Origin of the sequence: Lysinibacillus sp. NPDC093692, from assembly GCF_050280125.1 — a bacterium.
Lineage (GTDB): Bacteria > Bacillota > Bacilli > Bacillales_A > Planococcaceae > Lysinibacillus.
Genome location: NZ_JBNNUW010000001.1, coordinates 411,642 through 433,609 on the forward strand (window position 1 = coordinate 411,642; position 21,968 = coordinate 433,609).

General features: G+C 35.8%; 19 protein-coding genes. 13 read left to right on the forward strand and 6 right to left on the reverse strand.

Annotated elements, in window-relative coordinates:
* Positions 1–717 precede the first annotated feature (717 nt).
* A complete protein-coding gene (locus ACQKN4_RS01810; RefSeq protein WP_079559635.1) occupies positions 718–2,457 on the reverse strand; it encodes a B12-binding domain-containing radical SAM protein in 1,740 nt (579 codons plus the stop codon).
* Between the two features lie 259 nt (positions 2,458–2,716).
* Between ACQKN4_RS01810 and ACQKN4_RS01815 the strand changes: the two genes are divergently transcribed.
* On the forward strand, positions 2,717–4,132 hold the full coding sequence (locus ACQKN4_RS01815) for a PAS domain-containing sensor histidine kinase (RefSeq protein WP_427481940.1): 1,416 nt from the start codon (positions 2,717–2,719) through the stop codon (positions 4,130–4,132).
* Between the two features lie 119 nt (positions 4,133–4,251).
* Complete coding sequence (locus ACQKN4_RS01820; protein WP_079559637.1) at positions 4,252–4,698, forward strand: MarR family winged helix-turn-helix transcriptional regulator; 447 nt, start codon at positions 4,252–4,254, stop codon at positions 4,696–4,698.
* Positions 4,699–5,010: 312 nt separating this feature from the next.
* Here the strand turns inward: ACQKN4_RS01820 and ACQKN4_RS01825 are convergent, their stop codons facing one another.
* The 3 genes from ACQKN4_RS01825 to ACQKN4_RS01835 all read right to left on the reverse strand — a co-directional run bounded on the left by ACQKN4_RS01825 (position 5,011) and on the right by ACQKN4_RS01835 (position 6,663).
* Positions 5,011–5,715, reverse strand: a complete 705-nt coding sequence (locus ACQKN4_RS01825; protein ID WP_079559638.1) for a hypothetical protein — start codon at positions 5,713–5,715, stop codon at positions 5,011–5,013.
* Positions 5,716–5,778: 63 nt separating this feature from the next.
* A complete protein-coding gene (locus ACQKN4_RS01830) occupies positions 5,779–6,393 on the reverse strand; it encodes a CPBP family intramembrane glutamic endopeptidase (protein ID WP_427481943.1) in 615 nt (204 codons plus the stop codon).
* Between the two features lie 81 nt (positions 6,394–6,474).
* A complete protein-coding gene (locus tag ACQKN4_RS01835; protein WP_053483503.1) occupies positions 6,475–6,663 on the reverse strand; it encodes a YkvS family protein in 189 nt (62 codons plus the stop codon).
* Positions 6,664–6,788: 125 nt separating this feature from the next.
* On the opposite strand from ACQKN4_RS01835, the gene ACQKN4_RS01840 reads away from it, so the two are divergent.
* The 3 genes from ACQKN4_RS01840 to ACQKN4_RS01850 all read left to right on the forward strand — a co-directional run bounded on the left by ACQKN4_RS01840 (position 6,789) and on the right by ACQKN4_RS01850 (position 8,444).
* A complete protein-coding gene (locus tag ACQKN4_RS01840; RefSeq protein ID WP_079559640.1) occupies positions 6,789–6,977 on the forward strand; it encodes a hypothetical protein in 189 nt (62 codons plus the stop codon).
* Positions 6,978–7,069: 92 nt separating this feature from the next.
* Complete coding sequence (locus ACQKN4_RS01845) at positions 7,070–7,246, forward strand: aspartyl-phosphate phosphatase Spo0E family protein (protein ID WP_079559641.1); 177 nt, start codon at positions 7,070–7,072, stop codon at positions 7,244–7,246.
* Between the two features lie 331 nt (positions 7,247–7,577).
* The gene (locus tag ACQKN4_RS01850) at positions 7,578–8,444 is read left to right on the forward strand and encodes an NAD(P)-dependent oxidoreductase (RefSeq protein WP_079559642.1); all 867 of its coding nucleotides are present in this window, start codon (positions 7,578–7,580) and stop codon (positions 8,442–8,444) included.
* Between the two features lie 199 nt (positions 8,445–8,643).
* Here the strand turns inward: ACQKN4_RS01850 and ACQKN4_RS01855 are convergent, their stop codons facing one another.
* Positions 8,644–9,036 carry a DoxX family protein gene (locus ACQKN4_RS01855; RefSeq protein ID WP_079559643.1) on the reverse strand — a complete coding sequence of 131 codons (393 nt, stop codon included), beginning with the start codon at positions 9,034–9,036 and terminating at the stop codon, positions 8,644–8,646.
* A 158-nt stretch (positions 9,037–9,194) separates the two neighbouring features.
* Between ACQKN4_RS01855 and ACQKN4_RS01860 the strand changes: the two genes are divergently transcribed.
* The 6 genes from ACQKN4_RS01860 (at position 9,195) to ACQKN4_RS01885 (ending at position 18,576) form a co-directional block, all read left to right on the forward strand.
* Entirely contained in the window at positions 9,195–9,515 is a 321-nt protein-coding gene (locus ACQKN4_RS01860; RefSeq protein ID WP_427481946.1) for a winged helix-turn-helix transcriptional regulator, read from the forward strand.
* Positions 9,516–10,137: 622 nt separating this feature from the next.
* A complete protein-coding gene (locus tag ACQKN4_RS01865; protein ID WP_427481948.1) occupies positions 10,138–11,466 on the forward strand; it encodes an MFS transporter in 1,329 nt (442 codons plus the stop codon).
* 214 nt (positions 11,467–11,680) lie between these two features.
* Positions 11,681–12,583: a chemotaxis protein gene (locus ACQKN4_RS01870; protein ID WP_079559646.1), complete on the forward strand. Its 903-nt coding sequence runs from the start codon at positions 11,681–11,683 to the stop codon at positions 12,581–12,583.
* Between the two features lie 261 nt (positions 12,584–12,844).
* Positions 12,845–14,398 (forward strand): Ppx/GppA family phosphatase, encoded by a 1,554-nt coding sequence (locus tag ACQKN4_RS01875; protein WP_427481950.1) that lies wholly within the window; start codon positions 12,845–12,847, stop codon positions 14,396–14,398.
* A complete protein-coding gene (locus tag ACQKN4_RS01880) occupies positions 14,388–16,544 on the forward strand; it encodes an RNA degradosome polyphosphate kinase (RefSeq protein WP_427481952.1) in 2,157 nt (718 codons plus the stop codon). The genes ACQKN4_RS01875 and ACQKN4_RS01880 overlap by 11 nt, the downstream gene beginning before the upstream one ends.
* Before the next feature lie 28 nt (positions 16,545–16,572).
* The gene (locus ACQKN4_RS01885; protein ID WP_427481954.1) at positions 16,573–18,576 is read left to right on the forward strand and encodes an EAL domain-containing protein; all 2,004 of its coding nucleotides are present in this window, start codon (positions 16,573–16,575) and stop codon (positions 18,574–18,576) included.
* A 144-nt stretch (positions 18,577–18,720) separates the two neighbouring features.
* Here the strand turns inward: ACQKN4_RS01885 and ACQKN4_RS01890 are convergent, their stop codons facing one another.
* On the reverse strand, positions 18,721–19,335 hold the full coding sequence (locus ACQKN4_RS01890) for a TetR/AcrR family transcriptional regulator (protein ID WP_427481956.1): 615 nt from the start codon (positions 19,333–19,335) through the stop codon (positions 18,721–18,723).
* 253 nt (positions 19,336–19,588) lie between these two features.
* On the opposite strand from ACQKN4_RS01890, the gene ACQKN4_RS01895 reads away from it, so the two are divergent.
* The gene (locus ACQKN4_RS01895) at positions 19,589–21,109 is read left to right on the forward strand and encodes a CoA-acylating methylmalonate-semialdehyde dehydrogenase (protein WP_427481958.1); all 1,521 of its coding nucleotides are present in this window, start codon (positions 19,589–19,591) and stop codon (positions 21,107–21,109) included.
* Between the two features lie 85 nt (positions 21,110–21,194).
* The gene (locus ACQKN4_RS01900) at positions 21,195–21,956 is read left to right on the forward strand and encodes a 3-hydroxybutyrate dehydrogenase (RefSeq protein ID WP_079559652.1); all 762 of its coding nucleotides are present in this window, start codon (positions 21,195–21,197) and stop codon (positions 21,954–21,956) included.
* Positions 21,957–21,968: the final 12 nt, after the last annotated feature.

Consider the following 21,968-nt stretch of genomic DNA (forward strand, 5'->3'; position numbering starts at 1 on the left):
TAATTTTACCATTTAAATTCTGCAGAATCCATAACTGCTTATTGAACAAACCTGCTCCGTCGGTTGAATATAATTCCTTGCCAGATTATGTATTTCCATCGTTATAGAACTTTCTATAATGTAACTTTATTAATGCGATTTGATATACCAATTCGTATGAAAATTGTTAAAAAGCCGCTTTGTATCAATAAAAAAAGGACATCCAAATCATTTCGATTTGATACACTTTTTATAGTGTTTTTTTAGTTTTGTACTCGAAAACAGGACCCGTTACTAATTTAGCTCTTTTTTTTATTTCCATACTATTTTCCGGTTGCCAATAAGTTTATTGAACGAGGATTTTAAAGGGTATCTTAGTAGAAAATCTATTCATAAAGAGGGATTTAGATTGCGTAATTGACAAGAAACTGCCTTCGACACACAATTGTCGAAAAATTTTAAATTGTTTTTTCCTGGTTATTATGACTATTTAATAGGTAATTTTTCCAATTAATAGGTATCGATGCATTGATATTTTCGAACTAAACTTTTTTAGGATAATAGTAATACATCAAAGAACATCTGTTAAGTGTAATAAAGCTACGATTTCTGATTGCTATATATTTAATGGAAATGTAATTATATGGATTGCATTTAAAGGTTCCTGAAAGATTTAAGAGTTTTTAATGTATGAAAAAACGCTAGTCCTAAATTTAATTAATGGACTAGCGTTTCTTATTATAAAGAGTCGATTGTTGCAAAGTATGGTGCTTGACCGTGACGGAAGTAAGTTAAAAGATAGCCATTTTTTTGTACAATTTTGCCTTTTGAAAAATTTTGGTAATCAATGTGATGCGGAATAATAAGCGTATGTTTAAACAACTCTTTTTCGGATAGATTGAAGTTGGCAAATGGCTCACCTGCGATGGCAGGGTTTTCACGTAATGCCGTATAAAGTGCTTTTTGTTGCTCCTCAGTAGGACGCTCCTTCCACCATAATTTACGCGGCTGGAACTGTTGAGCCATTAAATAATCTAGTTGCATTAGGCTTTGAATGATAGTTAAATCAGCACCTTCAACAGTTTCTAAAAACATTAATAAACGAAGGAATAAATCCTCAAGCTGATGTCCGATACGTGACCAACCTTTAGTTTCCCAATAAGTACCGAAGTTTTGGAAGAAATCAAATGGTGTTTCAAACACTTCAGTTACTAAATATTCAATCGTATGATCCAAACGGTGATCGTTCCAGTATTTCTCAAGCACGTCCTCTGCATGTTTAATGCGCACGATATCATCAAATGTTAAGACATTATTAGAGAAAATCTCGTAAGGTGATTGGTCCACATACGTATAGCCATATTTTTCAGCCTCTAGACGAAGGCCTGTACCACGCAGAAGCTTAAGGAATCCAAGCTGTAATTCTTCTGGGCGCATTGCGAAAACGTCATTAAAGGTTTGTCGGAAGCTTGCATAATCCTCCTCTGGTAAACCAGCGATTAAATCTAAATGCTGATCAATCTTTCCACCTTCTTTGACCATCGTCACTGTACGTGTTAGTTTTTCAAAGTTTTGACGGCGCTTCACGAGAGTATTTGTTAAATCGTTCGTTGATTGAACACCGATTTCAAAACGGAAAAGACCTTTTGGTGCGTTATCATTTAAAAACTGGATAACCTCAGGACGCATAATATCAGCGGTAATTTCAAATTGGAACACAACCCCTGGCTTATGTTCATCGATTAAAAACTGGAACATTTCCATTGCATAGCTGCGACTTATATTAAATGTACGGTCAACAAATTTAATAGTACGTGCACCGTTGTCCATCAAGAATCGAATATCTTCTTTTATTTTTTCTCGGTTAAAATAACGAACCCCTACTTCAATAGAAGATAAACAAAATTGACAGCTAAATGGACAGCCGCGACTTGTTTCAATATATTGGATTCGTTTGCTTAGATGAGGGAGGTCCTCCTCGAAACGAAATGGACTTGGCAATTCACGTAAATCAATTTTTGATGCTTGTGCGTGAATTCGTACTTTACCATCTTCTAAGTAGCAAATCCCTGGAACATCCTCCAATGCAATTTCTCCATGCAAATGGCGTAGTAATTGTTTAAAGGAAGTTTCTCCTTCACCCATAATAATGAAATCAACCTCTTCAATTTTACGTAACCAATGGTGGGAATCGTAAGAAACTTCAGGTCCGCCGAGCAAAATTTTAACATTTGGGCAGACAGTTTTTAACATTTTGATGACGTGAATAGTTTCTTCAATATTCCAAATATAGCAGCTGAATCCTACAATATCAGGGTTTTTTTGGAATAAATCTGATACAATATTAAAAGCAGGATCTTTAATTGTATATTCTGCAATGATCGGATTAAATTCTGGTAAAGCAGCACCTTTTAAATAACGTAGTGCTAAATTTGTGTGAATATACTTTGCATTTAAAGTAGTTAAAATAGTATTCATGAAATAATCTTCCTTTCAATTTCTAATTGTAACAGTCAAGTAGCTGTCAAACAATATAATCCTTTTTGCCTATTTATTTTGTGAACAGTTCGTGAAATAATTTTAAATACTTAAATTTACTAAATTTTGTAATAATAGAATCGTGCAGTCATAAAGTATAGTAAAGGCTCAAAATTCGAATAAGGGGTTTTTTACTCTATTGAAAGGTTCGGTGAGAAAGTTGAAGCAAAATGATATTAATCAATGTTTTGGAAATCTTATGACAAGTACTTCGTCACCAACACTTATTCTTAATAAAGTAGGTAAAATTTTAAACATGAATGAGGCTGCAATTAAACTGTTTAACCTCAATTCATCGTATATAGGTTATTTAACAATGGACGAGTCCTCTAATTTAAATTGGGCAAAATTCGTTAAACAATTACAAAGTGATTTGAGATCAGAAGAAATCTTTAATATTCAAACAGCTAGTAATGAGTTTGAAATGATGTCTTTCAAATGTTTTTATGATCCGAACACAGAAGAAATCGTTGCGCAAATTTCAACATTAAATAATGACATAGCTCATGAATTATATGTTAGCCAAGAGCAAGAGAGATCACAATCTTTCCATGCTTATGATCACTTACCGTACGCTGTTATTATAAGTGACGCTAGTGGGATTATTCTTGGGCTAAATAAGTATGCTGAGATGTATTTAAAAATAGAAAAATCACAGCTTCTTCATAAGGCACACCAGCACATCTTTGATACGTTTACACTTAAGAAAGGCCAAATTACTTCATACCTTTCTAAATTGATGGGTGAAAAGCATGCAAATATTCATGTAGTTGATGAAACGCAAGTTATTACCCCTTGCTATTATGAAATTTCAAGTATATATGATGAATACAACAATATTATTGTCACAGTCATTAATGATGAAACAGAAAAGAAACAACTTCAACATAAAGTTGAACATCAGCAAGCTTTAAATGTTGTCGGTCAAATGGCCGCAAGTATCGCCCATGAAATCCGTAATCCATTAACTTCTTTAAAGGGCTTTACCGAATTATTAAAGTTAAATGCTGATGAAGAGTCCAGTATGTATTTATCTGTCATCGATAGTGAGCTTCAACGGATGGAACAAATCTTATCCGAGCTTTTAGTATTGTCCAAGCCAACAAGCATGAAAGTAGAATTATTAGAGCTAAATAACATTGTGAAGCAAGTGATTGAGTTTATGCTTCCAGATGCGCTTATGAAAAATATTATGATTCAATACATTTCTCCTTCTACACAAGTATACATTGGTGGCAATGAGAATCGCTTAAAGCAAGTATTCATGAATCTTATTAAAAATGCGATGGAATCCATGAATAATGGTGGAACGATCACAGTAGAAATGACTGCTGACTGTGCAATTGCTGAATTACAGATTAAAGACGAAGGTGTCGGTATGGACAGTTCTACCCTTCAAAACTTATTCCAGCCTTTTTACACGACGAAATCAGCAGGGACAGGACTAGGCCTTGCTTTTGTGAAAAAGGTGATTGAAGAGCATGAAGGTGTAATAGGTGTGAGTAGTGAATTACAAAAGGGGACATGCTTCCACTTACAATTCCCCATTTACTCATTTAATCAGGTGGATACAATGGATGTGTCCACGAAAGATTCTGCTTATTTAGTAACATAAAAAGAGTCAATGTGTACCGTAAACGACATATGAGGCTTAAAATCAAATAATGCTTTTGACAATGCTTTTCTAATATCGCTATAATGGCATGTATAAAAGCGAATTGAAAGGAAAAGGATATGACGTCAGAAGATATAAAGCAATCATTAAAATTATATATCGTATTATCACGTGCACATAAAGCAATCAATGAGACAACCCAACAATTTTTTCAAGAGAATGGACTAAATCCTACTGAATTTGCTGTCTTAGAGCTTCTTTATCATAAAGGAAGACAGCCATTACAGCAAATTGGCAATAAAATTTTGCTTGCTAGTGGGTCTATTACGTATGTCATTGACAAACTTGAAAAAAGAGGATATTTATTACGTGTTTCATGTCCGTCAGATCGCCGTGTTACGTATGCAGAAATTACGGACAAAGGTGAAGCATTTATGGCGGAACTATTTCCAAAGCATGAGCAGCATTTACATGAATTGATGAGTGTGCTATCTATTGAGGAAAAAGATCAAGCTATCACTTTATTAAAAAAATTAGGACTGTCTATTAAGGATTTGTCTTATTAAAAAGGGTTGTCTCAATGAATTTGAGGCAACTTTTTGTGTTGAACAAAAGGCTCATAACTTTTAGGGAGAGAACGCAGTGAATCTTAAATTTGATTCTATACCCCTTGGAGATTATAGGTTATGGAGAAGGGATGAAGTGAGCGACAAAAGTATCCTGTCCTGCGTAAACGCCCTTGTAAACGCTCCTAGCCGTCCATGGCACAATCCGACCAATCGGAAGGGAAATGAGCCTCAAGCTAAGGTATAAACCGTATTAAAAATAACAAAAAGACTGTAGAGCAAACAAGTTTGTCTACAGTCTTTTTTGAATCATTATTTTTTAGAAATAGTTGCAGCCATTTTAAACATAGCATCAGTTAAATCTAGTTCTTCGTTATCGTGAATAGTTAATTTAATAATTAAACCGTCTTTTTCAAAAACAACGCCGATTACTTTTTCTTTGTCATCAACAAAATTTACAACATAACCTTCAATGTTTTTAACACCCTTAAATGGAGCTAGATCCTCAGAAGACAAAGCTGATGGTTCACCAACAGCATTCATATAATCTTGCATAGATTTTTTTACTTCATCATAGCTTGATTGTGAAACATCTTCGATACGCATGAATACTTCAGCATTTTCATTAGAAATTAACATGTCTTTACCAGGTTCTTCTTGAGAAAGTGTGAATCCAGGTAGTTGTTGCATTTTATAGCCTTGATCAGCACTTTTCGATTCGCTTGCTGTTTCAGTTTTTTCTTTGCCTTTTTGTATATAGTTAACTTCTTGTTTTGGTGTATTTGCACTATCTGTAGTGTCAGTTTTGTCTGTAGTATCTTTATCTGTTTCATTTGTAGGCGTTTCTTCTGAGCCATTTACAGTTTTATCCTCAGCTGATGGTTTTTGCTGTTGTTCAGTATTTGATGGCTCATTTTTTTGAACATCAGAATCCTCTGTTTTATCAGATGTATTACATCCTACGACTAAAATGGCTGTTAGTAATAATGCAGGTAGAGAAATTAATTTTTTTTGCATGAAAAGCCCTCCTTTTATTATCAAACGTTGGTAAAGAGAAAATGTTTCCAAATTTTAATGCTATTATGTTAAAGGTAACACTAAAAATAAGAGTAGTACAAAGACTACATGGGATACAATAACCAGTGGCATACTCTTACGCCATTCATATAACAAGCCCCAAATAATGCCGGTTACAAGTGCAGCAACCATACCAAGCATAAAGCCGCTTATTGCAATAGAGATTGCACTTAGAATCGCTGTTACAATGACTGCTAAAGTAGGTTTCATAAAGCGTTTCAGCTGTTGTTGAACATAGCCACGCCAAAAGAGCTCTTCACCAATAGCAACAATGAATACAAGTAGTATATAGTGCCAAATAGTCTGTGGTCCATAATTTGCTAAAAACTTTTGTACTGATTGTACCAATGAACCATTAATATGTGGTGCTAGCCAATAGCCAAAGCGTATAATACCGTATGTTATTGTACCGTATCCAATACCGAAAAGTAAAAATTTCCATGTCGGTAACTGATCCTCAATTTTTCCAGTTAAAATGGCAATGGCAATACATACAAGTAAAGTAAATGCATATAGGTGCCAAAATACAGCTTGGTTAGCAAAGGTAAAAGCAAGCATGCCATAAACGAATAATAAAGAAAGGAGCAATATTATTGTTTGTTTCGAATTTGTAAGCATTATTCGACCTCCATGCTTTTAATTTTATCAAAAAAAAAGTCCCTTATCATCTATAAAGACAAATAGGGACTATTCAGACTATTAAGCTTCATTTGTATATAAAATTTTGTAACGTTTATGATTGACGACCGTCTTTTCTTCAATTTCAAGGGAATCGAAATTCTCCATGTATGTTAAATCAACGATCACCGAATTTTCATTTACTTTTTCGACTATACCTTGTAAGCCGTCTTTAAACTCGATAATATTTCCAACTTCAGCTATTTTCACAGACAGTCAGCTCCTTCATCGACTAATAATATACAGTTTGCATGAAAAAATGGAAAACGTAAAGCCTTTTTTGAATAATTCATAATTAATTACACAGAATGCTAAAAAAGAGAGGAATGGAAAAAATGGAAAAATACGAAAATATGCTTAAACAATTACAAAACGGGGAATTGAAAAGTATAGAAATAGATAAGGAACAATTTTATGAGTTCCGAGAAGTACTAGTAAAACATCCTTTATTTAAACATTATAGAGGTGAGGCCAAACAAAATGGACGCGTAATTTATACTTATCAAGAAATTCCAAGAAGCTGATTTGTCGAACATTGTCGTAAGTTAATGCTGTAAGAAATGAAATATAAATGTATAATAATGGTATGATTATTTGTGTGTGGAGGGTTATATGAATGGTCAATCTACTCTTGAAACAAATGGAACAAACTCGTGAGATGATGATTCGCTCAGGTGTAGAGAACGGGTTACAAAATGCGAAAACCATTCAACTGAGTCGCAGATTAGATCAGTTAATGAATACTTATTATAGACAGACAACATTTGAAGAAGAAGAGCGTCAAGAAGATTGAAAGAATGTTCCAGTATTCAGAGTATAAACTTTTTAAATAATATGTTTAAAAAGCATTTGGTGGGGAATACTTATTTTGAACACAGCAACATTCTCATTTCCCCTTTAGAGCAGTGATACCCCATCAACTGCTCTCTTTTTTTTGTCTTCATTACGTTAAGGAAATTGATTTACTCGTATATATGCAGCGCTTAAAGTTTTTAGTACAAGTTAATAAGAGAAGTTTGAATTATCGCACTTATTAAACTACACTTATAGATAAGAATAAGTGCTAATGATTGATCAATTAAAAAAAATCAATCATTGCCTTGATCACAAAGGAGTATGTACATATGGGAAAAGAAGGTATTGCATTTGTCGGCACAGGCGTAATGGGTGCTAGTATTATTAAACATTTATTAAAAAATGGTCATGAGGTTACAGTTTTTACACGCTCAAAGGAGAAAGCGGAGCCACTCTTGGCGTTAGGTGCAACTTGGGCAAGTACACCAGCAGAAGCATTTAAACATAAGGAAATTGCTTTTACGATGGTTGGATATCCTGCGGACGTAGAGGAAGTTTATTTTGGAGATAATGGATTATTTCAAACAGCCGAATCTGGCAATATCGTTATTGATATGACCACTTCCGAGCCAACATTAGCAAAGAAAATTTTCGAACATGCTCAAAAAGTTGGAGTAGAAGCGCTGGATGCACCTGTTTCTGGAGGAGATATTGGCGCTCAAAATGGGACATTATCAATTATGGTTGGAGGTAGCCAAGCTACATTCAATAAGGTTTTACCAATTATGAAACATTTCGGTGAAAATATTGTTTATCAAGGAGAAGCTGGTGCAGGGCAGCATGCTAAAATGTGTAATCAGATTGTTATTGCATCTGGAATGATTGGTGTGTGTGAGTCACTGGCTTACGGTTTAAAGGCGGGACTTGATTTACCGACAGTATTGCAATCCATTTCTTCTGGTGCAGCAGGCTCTTGGTCGTTAAGTAATTTAGCCCCTCGCATGATCAAAGGAGATTACGCACCAGGCTTTTATATTAAGCATTTTGTAAAGGATATGAAAATAGCATTAGATGAATCTAAAAAAATGGGGATTACATTGCCAGGTCTAACACTCGCTTATGATATGTATGAAAGGCTAATAGAAGAGGGCTACGGTGAAAACGGTACTCAGGCACTTTTAAAGGCCTATCATTAAAGATTAACAAAACGAAGAATCATAATTTTAGAAAGCCCGAAGTATCATCTTTTGAAAGGATGAGCACTTCGGGTTTTCTTATATAAAGCAGCTCATTAACAATACTGAAAATAGCATGCTTGTTGGTTCTGCCCGTAGAATTCAAGTGGATAAAAATGTCTAATCAATACACTTGAGAAAATAGTTAACTACGGCAGCATTACTCTTTATCAAAAAGTTTTGCGTCTAAAGAAAAACTAGATGCCCCTGCAAGTGCAAAGTATAAGGCCATTGCCGCTAAAGCTAAATCAAATTCATATCCGGCTAAGCCGTTTTCTCCGATAAAGCCAACGCTAAGCTTCGCTGTGAAAATAGCAACGATCATTGTTATTGTCAATAAAGCACCGATAAGTCTTGTACCTAAGCCTAAAATAATGGCTACACCACCGACTAGTTCTATAATGGCAACAATATAAGCCATGAAGCCTGGAATACCAATGGCATCAAAATAATCAGCTGTGAAGCCGATACCTCCCTGAAACTTTTGGAAACCGTGAGTTGCAAAAATAATGCCAAGCACCACACGTAAAATAGTTGAACCGATATTTTGCATAGTTAAATAAACTCCTTTTGTTTTTTAGCTTACATTTCGTAACTTAGTTTATTTTTAAAAACAACTTTTGTCAAGTAACTAAATTTTATTTTTGAAAATGATTTTCGAAAAAATGATATACTCTTATATAAGAACAAAACACATTGGAGGCAGGAAAATTGGATCAAAAAAAAATTTGTCCACGATTTGAAAAAGCACTAAAAATATTAAATCATAGCTGGAACACCCTGCTTATTTATCAGTTATTGGAAGGTCCTCAACGATACTCAACGATAAAAAATAATGTGGGTATTAGCAGTCGTGTGTTAACGGAAAGATTAAAAGAGTTAGAGATTGAGAACATTGTGGAGCGCACAGTTATTCCATCAACACCAGTAGTGATTGAATACAAGCTAACAGAAAAAGGACATGCACTTGCACCGGTCCTTAAAGCAATTGAACAATGGTCTTCTATGTGGGTGAATATAGAAGAATTGTAAGAAGGATATCCAAGCGAGGGGGCTTGGATATTTTTTTAGAGTTGAACAATGGTCAAGGAAAATGATGCTAACTACCGTTCCTCCATCTTGTTGTTGCTACTGTCGCTTCGCACATAAAATACATTGCTGAAGTTTTTTTAGTTTTATTAATTAGCTTTCATACAAGATGATACATGTTATGTGAAGTGATTGATCTTCGTTACGACTGGGCGACTCCTCGGGGATCAGCGATAGAGGAACGAAGGCTAAAAGCATCACGTCCTGTGATAACGCCTTCGTGACCAACATCCTGTTGCCCCAAGCGGCTCATCGGAAGCCCCCAGAAAAGCGCCCAGTTGGAACGGAAATCAATCCCACGCTTTGCGGAAGAATCATACTTTACTCAAAACTTAATTAACAAAATAGTTTTCAAAAAACATATTGATATCCAAGCGTGGAGAGCTTGGATATCTTTTTTATTATGAGTAGCTCGCAGCAAAGGTGGAGATTCGTTCATTTTAGAGTGTTAGTTAAATAAAAATGCATGTATATTGTAAATAGTGTTAATTTTCATTAAATAAAAGGTATTTTTTATTACATGAGGGAATTTATTTAATAATATAGAGAATGGGAGGAGGGTTTTATGAAGCGGAATTCAACAGTAGACGTTCAGCATCGGAGTCAGTTAGTACTTTATTTATCATTGCCAATTTTGTCGTGGGCATTTTATGATTTTGCGAATACAATATTTTCTTCAAATATTAATACGATATTTTTCCCGTTTTATATGGATGAGGTTTTAGGGACGAATGAGGTAATGCAGCAAGTGGCAAGCACGTTTATTTCTTATGCGAATGCGATTGCTAGCCTGTTCCTCGTTGTTTTTTCGCCACTTTTTGGAGTATGGATTGATCAAACAGGCTATAAAAAGAGATTTATAGTATGGTTTGCATCTATTTCTATCTTCTTTACTTTTATGATGGGGATTTTTGCGAATTTACAGACGCCAACAAATTTTTCAGGTGTGCCTCTTAGTTTGTTTTTAGTTGTAGCTAGTTTTATCATCGCAAAATTTTTCTTTAATTCCAGTCTAGTATTTTATGATTCCATGATGGGAGATTTAGGGACAAAAGAGGAAATGCCCCTTATTTCTGGCTATGGGGTAGCGATTGGGTATCTTGGTACAATCTTGGGACTACTTGTTTATTTGTACGTAGGAAACAGTGGTTTCCATCGAGCATTTATTCCGACTGCCATTTTATATTTATTATTTTCTTTGCCATTATTTTTTATTAATAAAGATACACCAATACCAGCGTCTCAACGAAAGCCTATTAAATTTTTAGATGGGTATAAGGAAGTTGTTCAAACCTTTAAGGACATGAAGCAATATAAAGCTATTTTCACCTTTATGATTGCTTACTTCTTTTTAAATGATGCAATTGCAACAACTATTGCAATGATGGCTGTATATGCAACAACAATCGTAGGCTTTACTTCAGGTCAATTTATCGTACTTTATTTAGTGTCTACGGTGTCAACTATTATTGGCTCTTTTGCATTTGGTTATATTACAAAAGCAATCGGAGCCAAACGTGCGATAACCATGGTGGCAATATTAATGATAGTTGCTTTAGCATTTGCTGTTTTTGCGACTGAGCAATGGATGTTCTGGCTTGCAGGTAGTATGTTTGGCGTATCGCTAGGATCCATGTGGGTAACATCTAGAACATATATTATTGAATTGTCTCCAGAAGAAAAACGGGGTCAGTTTTTTGGCTTATTTGCATTTTCGGGTAAAGTATCCTCCATTATCGGGCCAGCAGTCTACGGAACCGTTACGTTATGGATGAAAGAATATGGAACGCTAGCAAGTCGTGTTGCGTTATCGACATTAATTGTAATGACGATAATTGGCCTATTGATACATTTAAAAGTCAATGGCTCAAAAGTTGGAGATGATATTAGATAAGACATATACGCATTTCATGTATATTCGGCTGAACGCTTTCCTGAGGGCGTTTGATGAGCCATTTGGCTTTTCGTTTTCTGTATGGTAGTTCACCCGTGTTATGGATGTCGAGCCATGTTAGTGATAAAAATGGAAAAAGCAAGTAGGAGAAATGTATCGCCTATGATACAATTGAATTATAAATAGAAGTTGGATAGAAAGGAGCGGGGTTGCTTTGGAACATAAAGGTATATTATTAGAAAGTGGCACAAATGAGCTAGAAATTGTTGAATTTGAAGTAGCTAATAATAAATTTGGTATTAACGTTATTAAAGTAAAGGAAATTATTCAACCGATTCCAGTAACATTTATTCCACACGCGCACCCGCATGTAGAGGGGATTATTCAATTACGAGGTGAGGTATTACCAGTAGTTGATATGCTCCGAGTATTAGGTATTCAAAGTCAAGAGCGTAGTTCTCAGCAAAAATATATTGTAGCTGAGTTTAATAAACAGCGTGTAGTATTTCATGTAGATAATGTAACACAGATTCACCGAATCTCATGGAATCAAATCGAGAAGCCATCTGATATGTATCAGGGAGGAACATCACAAGTTATCGGTGTTATTAAGCAAAACGAGCAAATGATTTTATTGCTTGATTTCGAGAGAATTATGGTAGACATAAATCCAGACTCTGGTATTAGTGTAGATGCCGTTAAAAAGCTTGGTAAACGTGAGCGTTCTGAAAAACGAATTTTAATTGCAGAAGATTCACCATTACTACGTAAGCTTTTATTCGATACTATGAATGAAGCAGGTTATGAGAATGTTGAATTCTTTGAAAACGGCCATGATGCTTATGAATACCTCCAAGCTATCGTTAAAAGTGGTAGTGATGTAGCCGAGCATATTCAATTAGTTGTGACGGACATTGAAATGCCACAAATGGATGGGCATCATTTAACGCGTAAAATAAAGGAGCATCCAGATCTCCAAAAGCTTCCTGTCATTATTTTCTCAAGCTTAATTACGGATGATCTTCGTCATAAAGGTGACCAAGTAGGTGCAGAGGATCAAATTAGTAAGCCAGAAATTACGGAGCTTATTTTACGAATCGACCAACTTATCATATAAAATAAAATTTTATTATGTTTTTTAAAAGTTGGAAAAGGTACTTCACAATATTAATAATGGGTATCCTGAAAGAATATTAATAATGCAAGAAAGTCGGATGCCTCTTATAGGCTCCGGCTTTTTTTGTATAGATACATGAGGCTAGGAACAAAATAATAAAGTTCTATTTGTTGAGGTGTCTATACAATGTTCATAGATATGTTCACCTCAATATTTAATGTAGATCCATTAATACTATGCATGCGCTAAGGAAGTGATTATTTGAATGAATTAAAAACCGCTATTATCGATATTGGCTCAAACACCGTTCGCTTAGTGTTGTATCGATATGATAAAGATGAGGGACTTCGTGAGATTGGAAATATTAAAACGGTTGCACGTCTACGTATATATTTACAGCCCTCTGGTGAAATGTCTGAAGAAGGTATACAAGTATTAACAGAAACATTATTGACTTATAAAGCAATACTTGATGATTATGAAGTGACTGATGTTAAAGCTGCTGCAACAGCTGCAATCCGTCAGGCAACCAATAGAGAAGAAATACTGACCTTAATGAAAAAACAGACAGGCATTCAAATAGAGCTTTTAACTGAAGAAGAAGAGGCATATTATGGCTTTGTTGCAGTGGCGCATTCTATAGGCACAAAGTCTGCTGTAACGATTGATATTGGTGGCGGTAGTACAGAAATAACGCTATTTGAAAATAAAGAACTACAGAAATCTCATAGTTTTGCGTTTGGTACAGTTTCTTTAAAGCAACGTTTCGTAAAGGGCGAGATTATGAATGGTAGTGAAAAAAAGGAACTTATTGCATTTGTGAAGGAACAGTTCAAATCACTTTCATGGATTCAGAATATCGGTTTACCGATTATTGCTATTGGCGGTAGTGCTCGAAATATTGCCCAAATTCATCAACAAAAACATGCATATCCAATCGCAAGTGTACATGGCTACGAAATGACGCAGGGCAATTTAGATGAGCTTAGTGTATTTTTAAATAATTTAAGCTTTCATGATTTAAAACAGTTAGATGGGCTTTCGACAGATCGTGCGGATATTATCGTTCCTGCATTAGAGGTTTTCAATGTATTAATGGAAGTTGTCGGCAGTAAATTGTTCAAGATAACAAAAAAAGGTTTGCGAGAAGGGCTCATTATACAGCGTATTTTACAAACGGATAAAAGTGCATTTGATAAGTACAATGTGTTTGAGGGAAACGCTAAAAGATTTGCTCGTCGGTATGGTCGTTCCGAAGGAGAAGCGGACTATTTGATGCATTTAACAGATCAATTGTACCGTGAATGTTGCCACTTTGGTTATTTACAACATCATCCTAAAGATTTGCACTTATTGTCGAAAGCGGCGAGGGTGTTTAATATTGGGGAGTATATTGAGTTAAGTTCGGCTAGTCAGCATACTTTTTATTTAATTGCCAACCAATCTATCGAGGGGTTAAGTCATAAGGAACGTGTAAAATTAGCACTTTTAGCTTCGTATAAAAATAAAGATTATTATCAGCGATTCGCTGCTCCGTTTACAGAATGGATGAGTCGTGAGGAGTATCGTAAAATACGAGACTTTGGTGCTTTTTTGAAATTTATCTATGCGTTAAATGTGTCTAAACGAACAATAGTTAAAACTATAAAGATGCAAACAAAAGAGGATTATGTACAGCTTAGCATTTATGTGAAAAACAATGCGGCCGCTGAAAAATACCAAGCAAACCGACAAAAAAAACATCTAGAACGCGCACTAAAGATACCGATAAAAATAAACTTTGTGGAAGTAGGGTTGAACAATTATGACAACTGAAATTACGAATAATCAGTTAAATGAGAAGGAATCAACAGAAATACAAGGTCGATTACTAGAGGAAATCGCTAAACCGCAATACTATAATAACCGTGAATTAAGCTGGCTCGCCTTTAATGAACGAGTTTTAGAGGAAGCAGAGGATATCGATAATCCTCTGCTAGAACGATTGAAGTTTTTAGCAATTTTTAGTTCGAATTTAGATGAATTTTTCATGGTGCGTGTTGCAGGTTTACAGGATCAAGTGCGTGCAGGTTTCCATAAGCCTGAAAATAAGTCAGGCTTAACACCAAAAGAGCAATTAGCGAAAATTGCAGAACGAACGCAAGCCTTAGTGCGCCGACAAACTGAAGTTTACAGACACTTAATTTATGATTTATTACCACAACATAATGTACATATCGCAGACATGAGAGACTTAAATAGTACACAGAAAGCATTTGTCAATGAAATGTTTGCAGAAACAATCTTCCCTGTTTTAACACCCGTAGCTGTAGATGCGTACCGTCCTTTCCCAACTTTGCTTGGTAAAACATTAAATTTACTTGTTTTATTGGAGCAAGATGAAGCGGACATAGAGAATCATGAAAAGGTAGCTATTGTACAAGTCCCATCTGTTTTAGATCGATATATTAAAGTGCCATCAGCAGATGGAGAGACGGTTATTGTCTTATTAGAAGACGTGATTGTAGCGCATATAGAAAAGCTCTTTTATGGTTACAGTGTTAAATCAGCGCAGGCTTTCCGTTTAACACGTAATGCGGATTTAACGATTCATGAAGAAGGCGCAAGAGATTTACTTGTAGAAATCGAAAAAGAGCTGAAAAAACGTAAATGGGGTGTAGGTAGTCGTCTCGAAGTTCGTGAGGGCGAGATGAGTGAGGAAGTTCTAACATACTTACTAGATGAATTCGAAATTGAAGAAACGGATGTTTTCCATATAGATGGGCCGCTAGATTTAACATTTATGTTCTCTTTTGTAAAAGGTATATCTGTTGGTCGAGAACATTTAGAATATGAAAGCTTTATCCCACAGCCACCATTAGATTTGCAATCGGATGAAAATATTTTTGAAAAAGCGCTGCAACAAGATATTTTCTTCCATCATCCATTTGAATCATTTGCGCCAATTGTAGATTTTATTGCAGAAGCGGCCGTTAATCCGAACGTTTTAGCGATCAAACAAACTTTATATCGTGTAAGTGGTAATTCACCCATTATACAAGCCTTAAAGCTTGCAGCAGAAAATGGTAAACAGGTAACAGTTTTAGTTGAATTAAAAGCACGTTTTGATGAAGAAAATAATGTGCTTTGGGCAAAGCAACTTGAGCAAGCTGGCTGCCTTGTTATTTACGGCATGAATAACTTAAAGACACATTCGAAAATAACGCTTGTTGTAAGTCGTCGGAATGGGAAAATTGAGCGTTTTGTTCATCTTGGTACAGGAAATTATAATGATGCAACTGCAAAAATTTACACAGATATGGGTATCATAACGACAGATAAGGAATTTGGCATTGATGCCACTAACTTCTTTAACTATTTAAGTGGTTATACAGAGAAACCAACTTTTAATCATTTAGTTGTAGCCCCGTTTGATATTCGAGATGAATTTATCCGCTTAATGGATGAGGAAATTGCCTGTCATAAGAAGCATGGTAATGGTTTTATTCGAGCTAAAATGAATTCACTAACGGACAAAGACTTAATGATGAAGTTATATGAGGCATCCATTGCAGGTGTGAAAGTAGAGTTGATCATTCGTGGTATTTGTTGCATTAGACCAGGCATCCCTGGAATTAGTGAAAACATAACAGTAACGAGCATTGTAGGTCGTTTCCTTGAGCACTCGCGTATTTATTGGTTCCATCATAATGGGGAAAATAAAGTATATTTGTCTTCGGCGGATATGATGACTCGTAATATGATTAAACGTGTGGAAATTTTATTCCCAGTATATGCAAGTGAAGCCAAAGCTCGTATTATTAACATTATGAATACACAACTTGAGGATACAGCAAAAGCTCGTATTCAAGACTCCAATGGAAAGTATCATTATAAAGAATTTGATCGTGGTGAAGATCCAATTAATAGTCAGGAAATTTTCCTAAAGGATGCACTAAAACCTACGCTAGACGAAGAATAAGCAAACACGCTACTTAGTGAGGGATATAATGAAAAAATATAAAGAGAATGTAGCGCAATTTGCAGACTATCATCAAATCATACAACTTAATCCATTTGATGCGGTCGTATGTTTGAGAAAAGTGGGTACAAAAGCGTTTGAGGTCGTTAATTTTAACGATAAACTACCGTCATTTTTGAAGCTACAAGATGTGAAAGCTACCAACGCTGAACAATTTTTTACGGAGCAATGCTGGCTACAATTATCGAATATAGTACAACAACAATTGAATCTAGAGCAAAGGCTAGAAATATGTACGGAACACAAAGTAAAAACATTTGCTGTTCGTGTACAGCACTTAGAAAATTCAGTTGTAGCAGTTATTCTACGTGAGCTGCAAAATGAAGTAGAACCTTATTTGCAATTTGTGGAACAGCACGTATGTCCGGTGTTAACAACTGATTTACAAGGTCGCATTATTCATCAAAACGTTGCTGCCACTTCTCAGTTGTTAAAAGAACAACAAAGCTTGATCGGACAAAATATTTTTTCATTATTAGAGAGCAAGTATATCGACGAATTTAAATTACTATTTGCAAAAACTATTGAGGGCTCAGCATTTGGTATGCCAGAATGCTTGTTTAAACAACGACTGTTAAGTAAAGAACCATTTTATTTACGAACGCATCCAACATACTTTAATGGTGAAATTATAGGTGTACATTTATTTGTGAAAGACGCAACCTCATTTATGAATGATCATCAGGCCTTTTATTACCTAGCGTTAATGGACGAATTAACGGGTATTTGGAATCGTAAGGCTTTAAAGGAACAGTGGCTTCAACATTTAAATGATAAAAAGCAAAATAAGCAAGCAGCTATTATTTTGATGGATATTGATCGTTTTAAAAAATTTAATGAATCCCTTGGCGAAAGTAAGGGTGATGAACTTATACGAATGTTTAGCCAAAGACTTCGTGAGCTCTGTCACTCCAAATGCTCGTTTTATCGTTATAATAGCGATGAATTTATTTTTGTTCTAAAAGATGCAACAGTCGACAAAATTGAACAGACGTCTAACGCTATTTTAGATGCATTAAAACAGCCATTCATGATTGACGGGCAGGAATATTTTATTAGCGTGTCGATTGGTATCTCCCTTAGTCCAGCGGATGGCAAAGATTTAGAAACACTTATACGTAAAGCAGATAAAGCATTATTTTCTGTAAAAGAGCATGGTCGTTCACACTACCGTTACTATCGTGAAGATACGACAACTATTTTTCCAAATGAAGCACTAATGGAGGCGCATTTACGTCGTGCTATCGAATTTAACGAACTAAGTATTCATTTACAGCCACAAATGGATTTAGCGAATAACAGTATTAATAGCTTTGAGGCATTATTACGATGGAATAACCGGAAATTTGGCTTTGTGTCTCCTGCACAGTTTATACCCATTGCAGAGGCATCAGGCTTAATCATTGAAATCGGGGATTGGATTATTGACGAGGTGTGTCGCTATCAAAAAGAGTGGCAGATGAATGGCTATCGACCAGTACGAATTGCTATCAATATTTCGCCAAAACAATTTAGAAAAGAAAACTTTGCTCGGAAAATTAAAGCGGCCTTGAAAAAATATAATGTGCCACCTGAATTATTAGAGGTGGAAATTACCGAAAGCTCCATGACGAATGTCCATGAAACATTTTCAATTTTAACCGAATTGAAGCAGCTAGGTGTTTATGTTTCCGTTGATGATTTTGGAACGGGGTATTCATCTTTAAGCTATTTAAAACGTTACCCGATAGATATTATAAAAATTGACCAATCGTTTATAGCGGATATTACTAAAGATGATAAAAATGAGGCCATTATTAAAGCCATTATTTCAATGTCCCATAATTTAGGGTTGGAGGTCGTAGCAGAAGGAATCGAGGAACTATCACAGGTCGATTTTCTAAAACGCCACCAATGCCAAAAAGGACAAGGCTATTTATATAACAAGCCATTACCAGTAGAAACCATTGTTAATAAATATTTTGTTAGCTAAAGCCAACAAACAAAGTAGCACTTCATCCAATTATTCATGATGAAGTGCTACTTTGTTGTAGAGCTTTGGGAAGTGAGTACATACCCGGTCATTTCTCCGAGCGATTCATGCTCATGCACTTTCCACCTATGCAACCTCTAATAGTTATTTATTTTCTGCTTTTAATCCTTCAAGCACAATAGCTGTAAATTGCGCCATTTCCACTGATAAATTGAAGTCTTCATTATGAATTAACCAATCATAGACATTTGCACGCATACAACGCTGAATAATAGCCTGCACTTGAGTAACCTGCAAATCTTGACGAAATTCTCCGAGCCGAATGCCATCCTCTAAATAAGTATTAATTATTTGGAATATCTTTCTTTGTGGACTAATTAAATAATGATCTTGTTCCACTTGACTTGTCATCGCTGCAGTATAGACTGTACGCAATAAATCCTTGCCCACAACGTTCGTTAAATACTTCATTTGCTCTTGATAAAGCGTTAAAATTTTTTCACTTGCTGGTAAAGAAGAGTCGATCTTTTTTTCTACAGTGCTATAAAAACGATCTAGTTCCTTAAATTTTTCTAAAATAACATCGTATTTAGATGGAAAATAAGTGTAAAATGTTCCTTTTGATACATGGCATGCTTTCGTAATTTGTTCAATCGATACATGCTCAAATCCATGTTTATTAAATAAATCTAAAGATGTTTTAAGTAATTTTTCACGTGTTTCTAATGCCTTTTTTTGACGGCTCGTTAGTGGATTCATGTTCTCATATTCCTCCGAATCAAGATGTTTTTATAAAAATCTGAAAATATAAAAAATTTTTATTGACGATATGGAATTATTTTGATTATGATTTAATTGACTAAGGTCAATGACTACGGTCATTTGGATTTTATCGTATTAATGTTACGATAAAAGATTGGAGTTGGCTAGTGCACATTTGGTTTTTAAGGAAGAATGGGCCTGTAGCTTTTTAAGATTAAAAATTAAACAAATTTAAAGGGGGACAATAAATATGACAACAGCACATGAGGTTAAAACATTAACGCATTTCATTGGTGGAGAGCTTGTGGAAGGAAAAAGTAGTCGCTTTGGTTCTGTATACAATCCTACGACGGGTGAGGTGATTGCCAAGGTGCCACTTGCAACTGTAGAAGAAACTAGGGAGGCAATTGATAAGGCACAGGCAGCACTCCCTCAATGGAGAGATACGTCAGTAGCTAAACGTGCTGAAGTTGTATTAAAGTTCCGTAATCTTATTACTGAAAATATGGAGGAGCTTTTACAAATTATTTGTACAGAGAGCGGCAAAACAATTGAGGATGCGAAAGGTGAAATTACACGTGGTTTGGAGTCCGTTGACTTAGCTATTAGTGCACCTCATTTAATGAAGGGGGAGTATTCTGTCAATGTCGGTGGTCAGATTAATGCCTACTCTGCAAAATATCCATTAGGTGTAGTAGCGGCTATTTCGCCATTTAACTTCCCAATTATGGTGCCTTTAGCGCAAACAAGTATGGCAATTGCTGTCGGCAATGCAGTTATTTTAAAAGCTTCCGAGCGTGTTCCTATGACTGCCTTGTATGTGAGTGAGCTTTGGAAAAAAGCTGGGTTACCAGATGGTATTTGGACGGTAGTAAATGGAGATAAAGATGCAGTGAATGAGCTTTTAGAAAACCCGATTGTGCAAGCAATTTCATTTGTAGGATCGACACCAGTTGCCAAATATATTTATGAAACAGGCTCGAAATACGGTAAACGTGTTACCGCACTTGGTGGAGGGAAAAACAATATGGTTGTGATGCCTGATGCAGATCTTGACCAGGTAGCAAATGCATTTATCGGGGCAGCTTATGGAGCAGCCTCTCAGCGTTGTATGGCCATTTCTACGATTATGCCTGTTGGAAAGGATACAGCAGATCGTCTTGTTGAAATCTTAAAGGAGAAAATCGCTAATTTGAAGGTAGGTTCATATACAGATCCAGAGACAGATTTTGGGCCTGTCATTTCACAGCAATCGAAAGAAGCGATTATTGCGGCTATCGAACGAGGTGAGTCTGAAGGTGCAACAGTTATTTGTGATGGTCGCGAACTTGATATTGTCAAAGAGTCAAAAGGATTCTTTGTAGGACCAACTTTGCTAGACAACGTAAAACCAGGCATGGAAATTTATGATCAAGAAATATTTGGTCCAGCTCGAAATGTTGTACGTGTTGATTCCTTGGACGAAGCCATCCAACTTATTAATAAGCATGAACTTGGAAATGGGGTCACAATCTTTACGAATGATGGTTTAGCAGCCCGTAAATTTACAACAGAAATCGATGTTGGTATGGTGGGCGTGAATGTACCAATTCCTATTCCAGTTGGTTACCATAACTTTGCTGGATTTAAAGGTTCTCGCTTTGGAGAAGGCCATATGTTTGGTCCAGATCAAGCACGCTTCTTCACAAAAACAAAAACAATATCAGAACGTTGGATGACAGGTCAGGCATCGACAGCATCTACGTTTGCATTCCCAAGTAATAACGACTAATACAAATGAAGAGCTGTATTCGTTTACAGCTCTTTTTAAATGGCTCAAATCCTAGGTAAGATCCTTTATTCTCAGGAGGGATTGCATGAAAGGAAAAACAGTTTTTATTACTGGAGCAGCTCGTGGTATCGGGTTATCCATGGCATTAGCGTTTGCTGAGCAGGGAGCGAATGTAGTGATAACAGATATAAATGAACAGCTTTTAGCAGAGGCAATTAAGCATAATCCGCAATTAACTGCATACACATGCGATGTTACAAATGAACAGGCAATATGTGATGCGATTGACTTTACTGTTAAAAATTTTAAGACAATAGATGTTTTAATCAACAACGCAGGGTTTCAGCATGTTTCTCTTATAGAGGATTTCGCGACAGAAATCTTCGAATCCATGCAAAAAGTGATGCTTGTTGCGCCTTTTATAGCGATGAAATATGTCTTACCACATATGAAGAAAAATAAGTATGGACGCATTATTAATATGGCATCTATTAATGGCGTTATTGGGTTTGCAGGTAAAGCTGGATACAATGCCGCAAAACATGGGCTTGTCGGTTTAACGAAAGTGGCTGCACTAGAGGTTGCAACTAAGGGGATAACCGTGAATGCTATTTGTCCAGGGTATGTCGATACAGAGTTAGTGCGTAATCAGTTTACGGATTTGGCAAAGACAAGGGGAATTCAAGTAGAAGAAGTGCTTGAGCAGGTGCTATATCCACTCATCCCTCAAAAACGCTTACTAGATGTATCGGAAGTTACAGGACTTGCGCTTTACTTAGCTAGTGATATGGCAAAGGGTATAACAGGTCAAGCAATACTTTTGGATGGCGGTTATACAGCACAATAGCTTAGGAGGGAT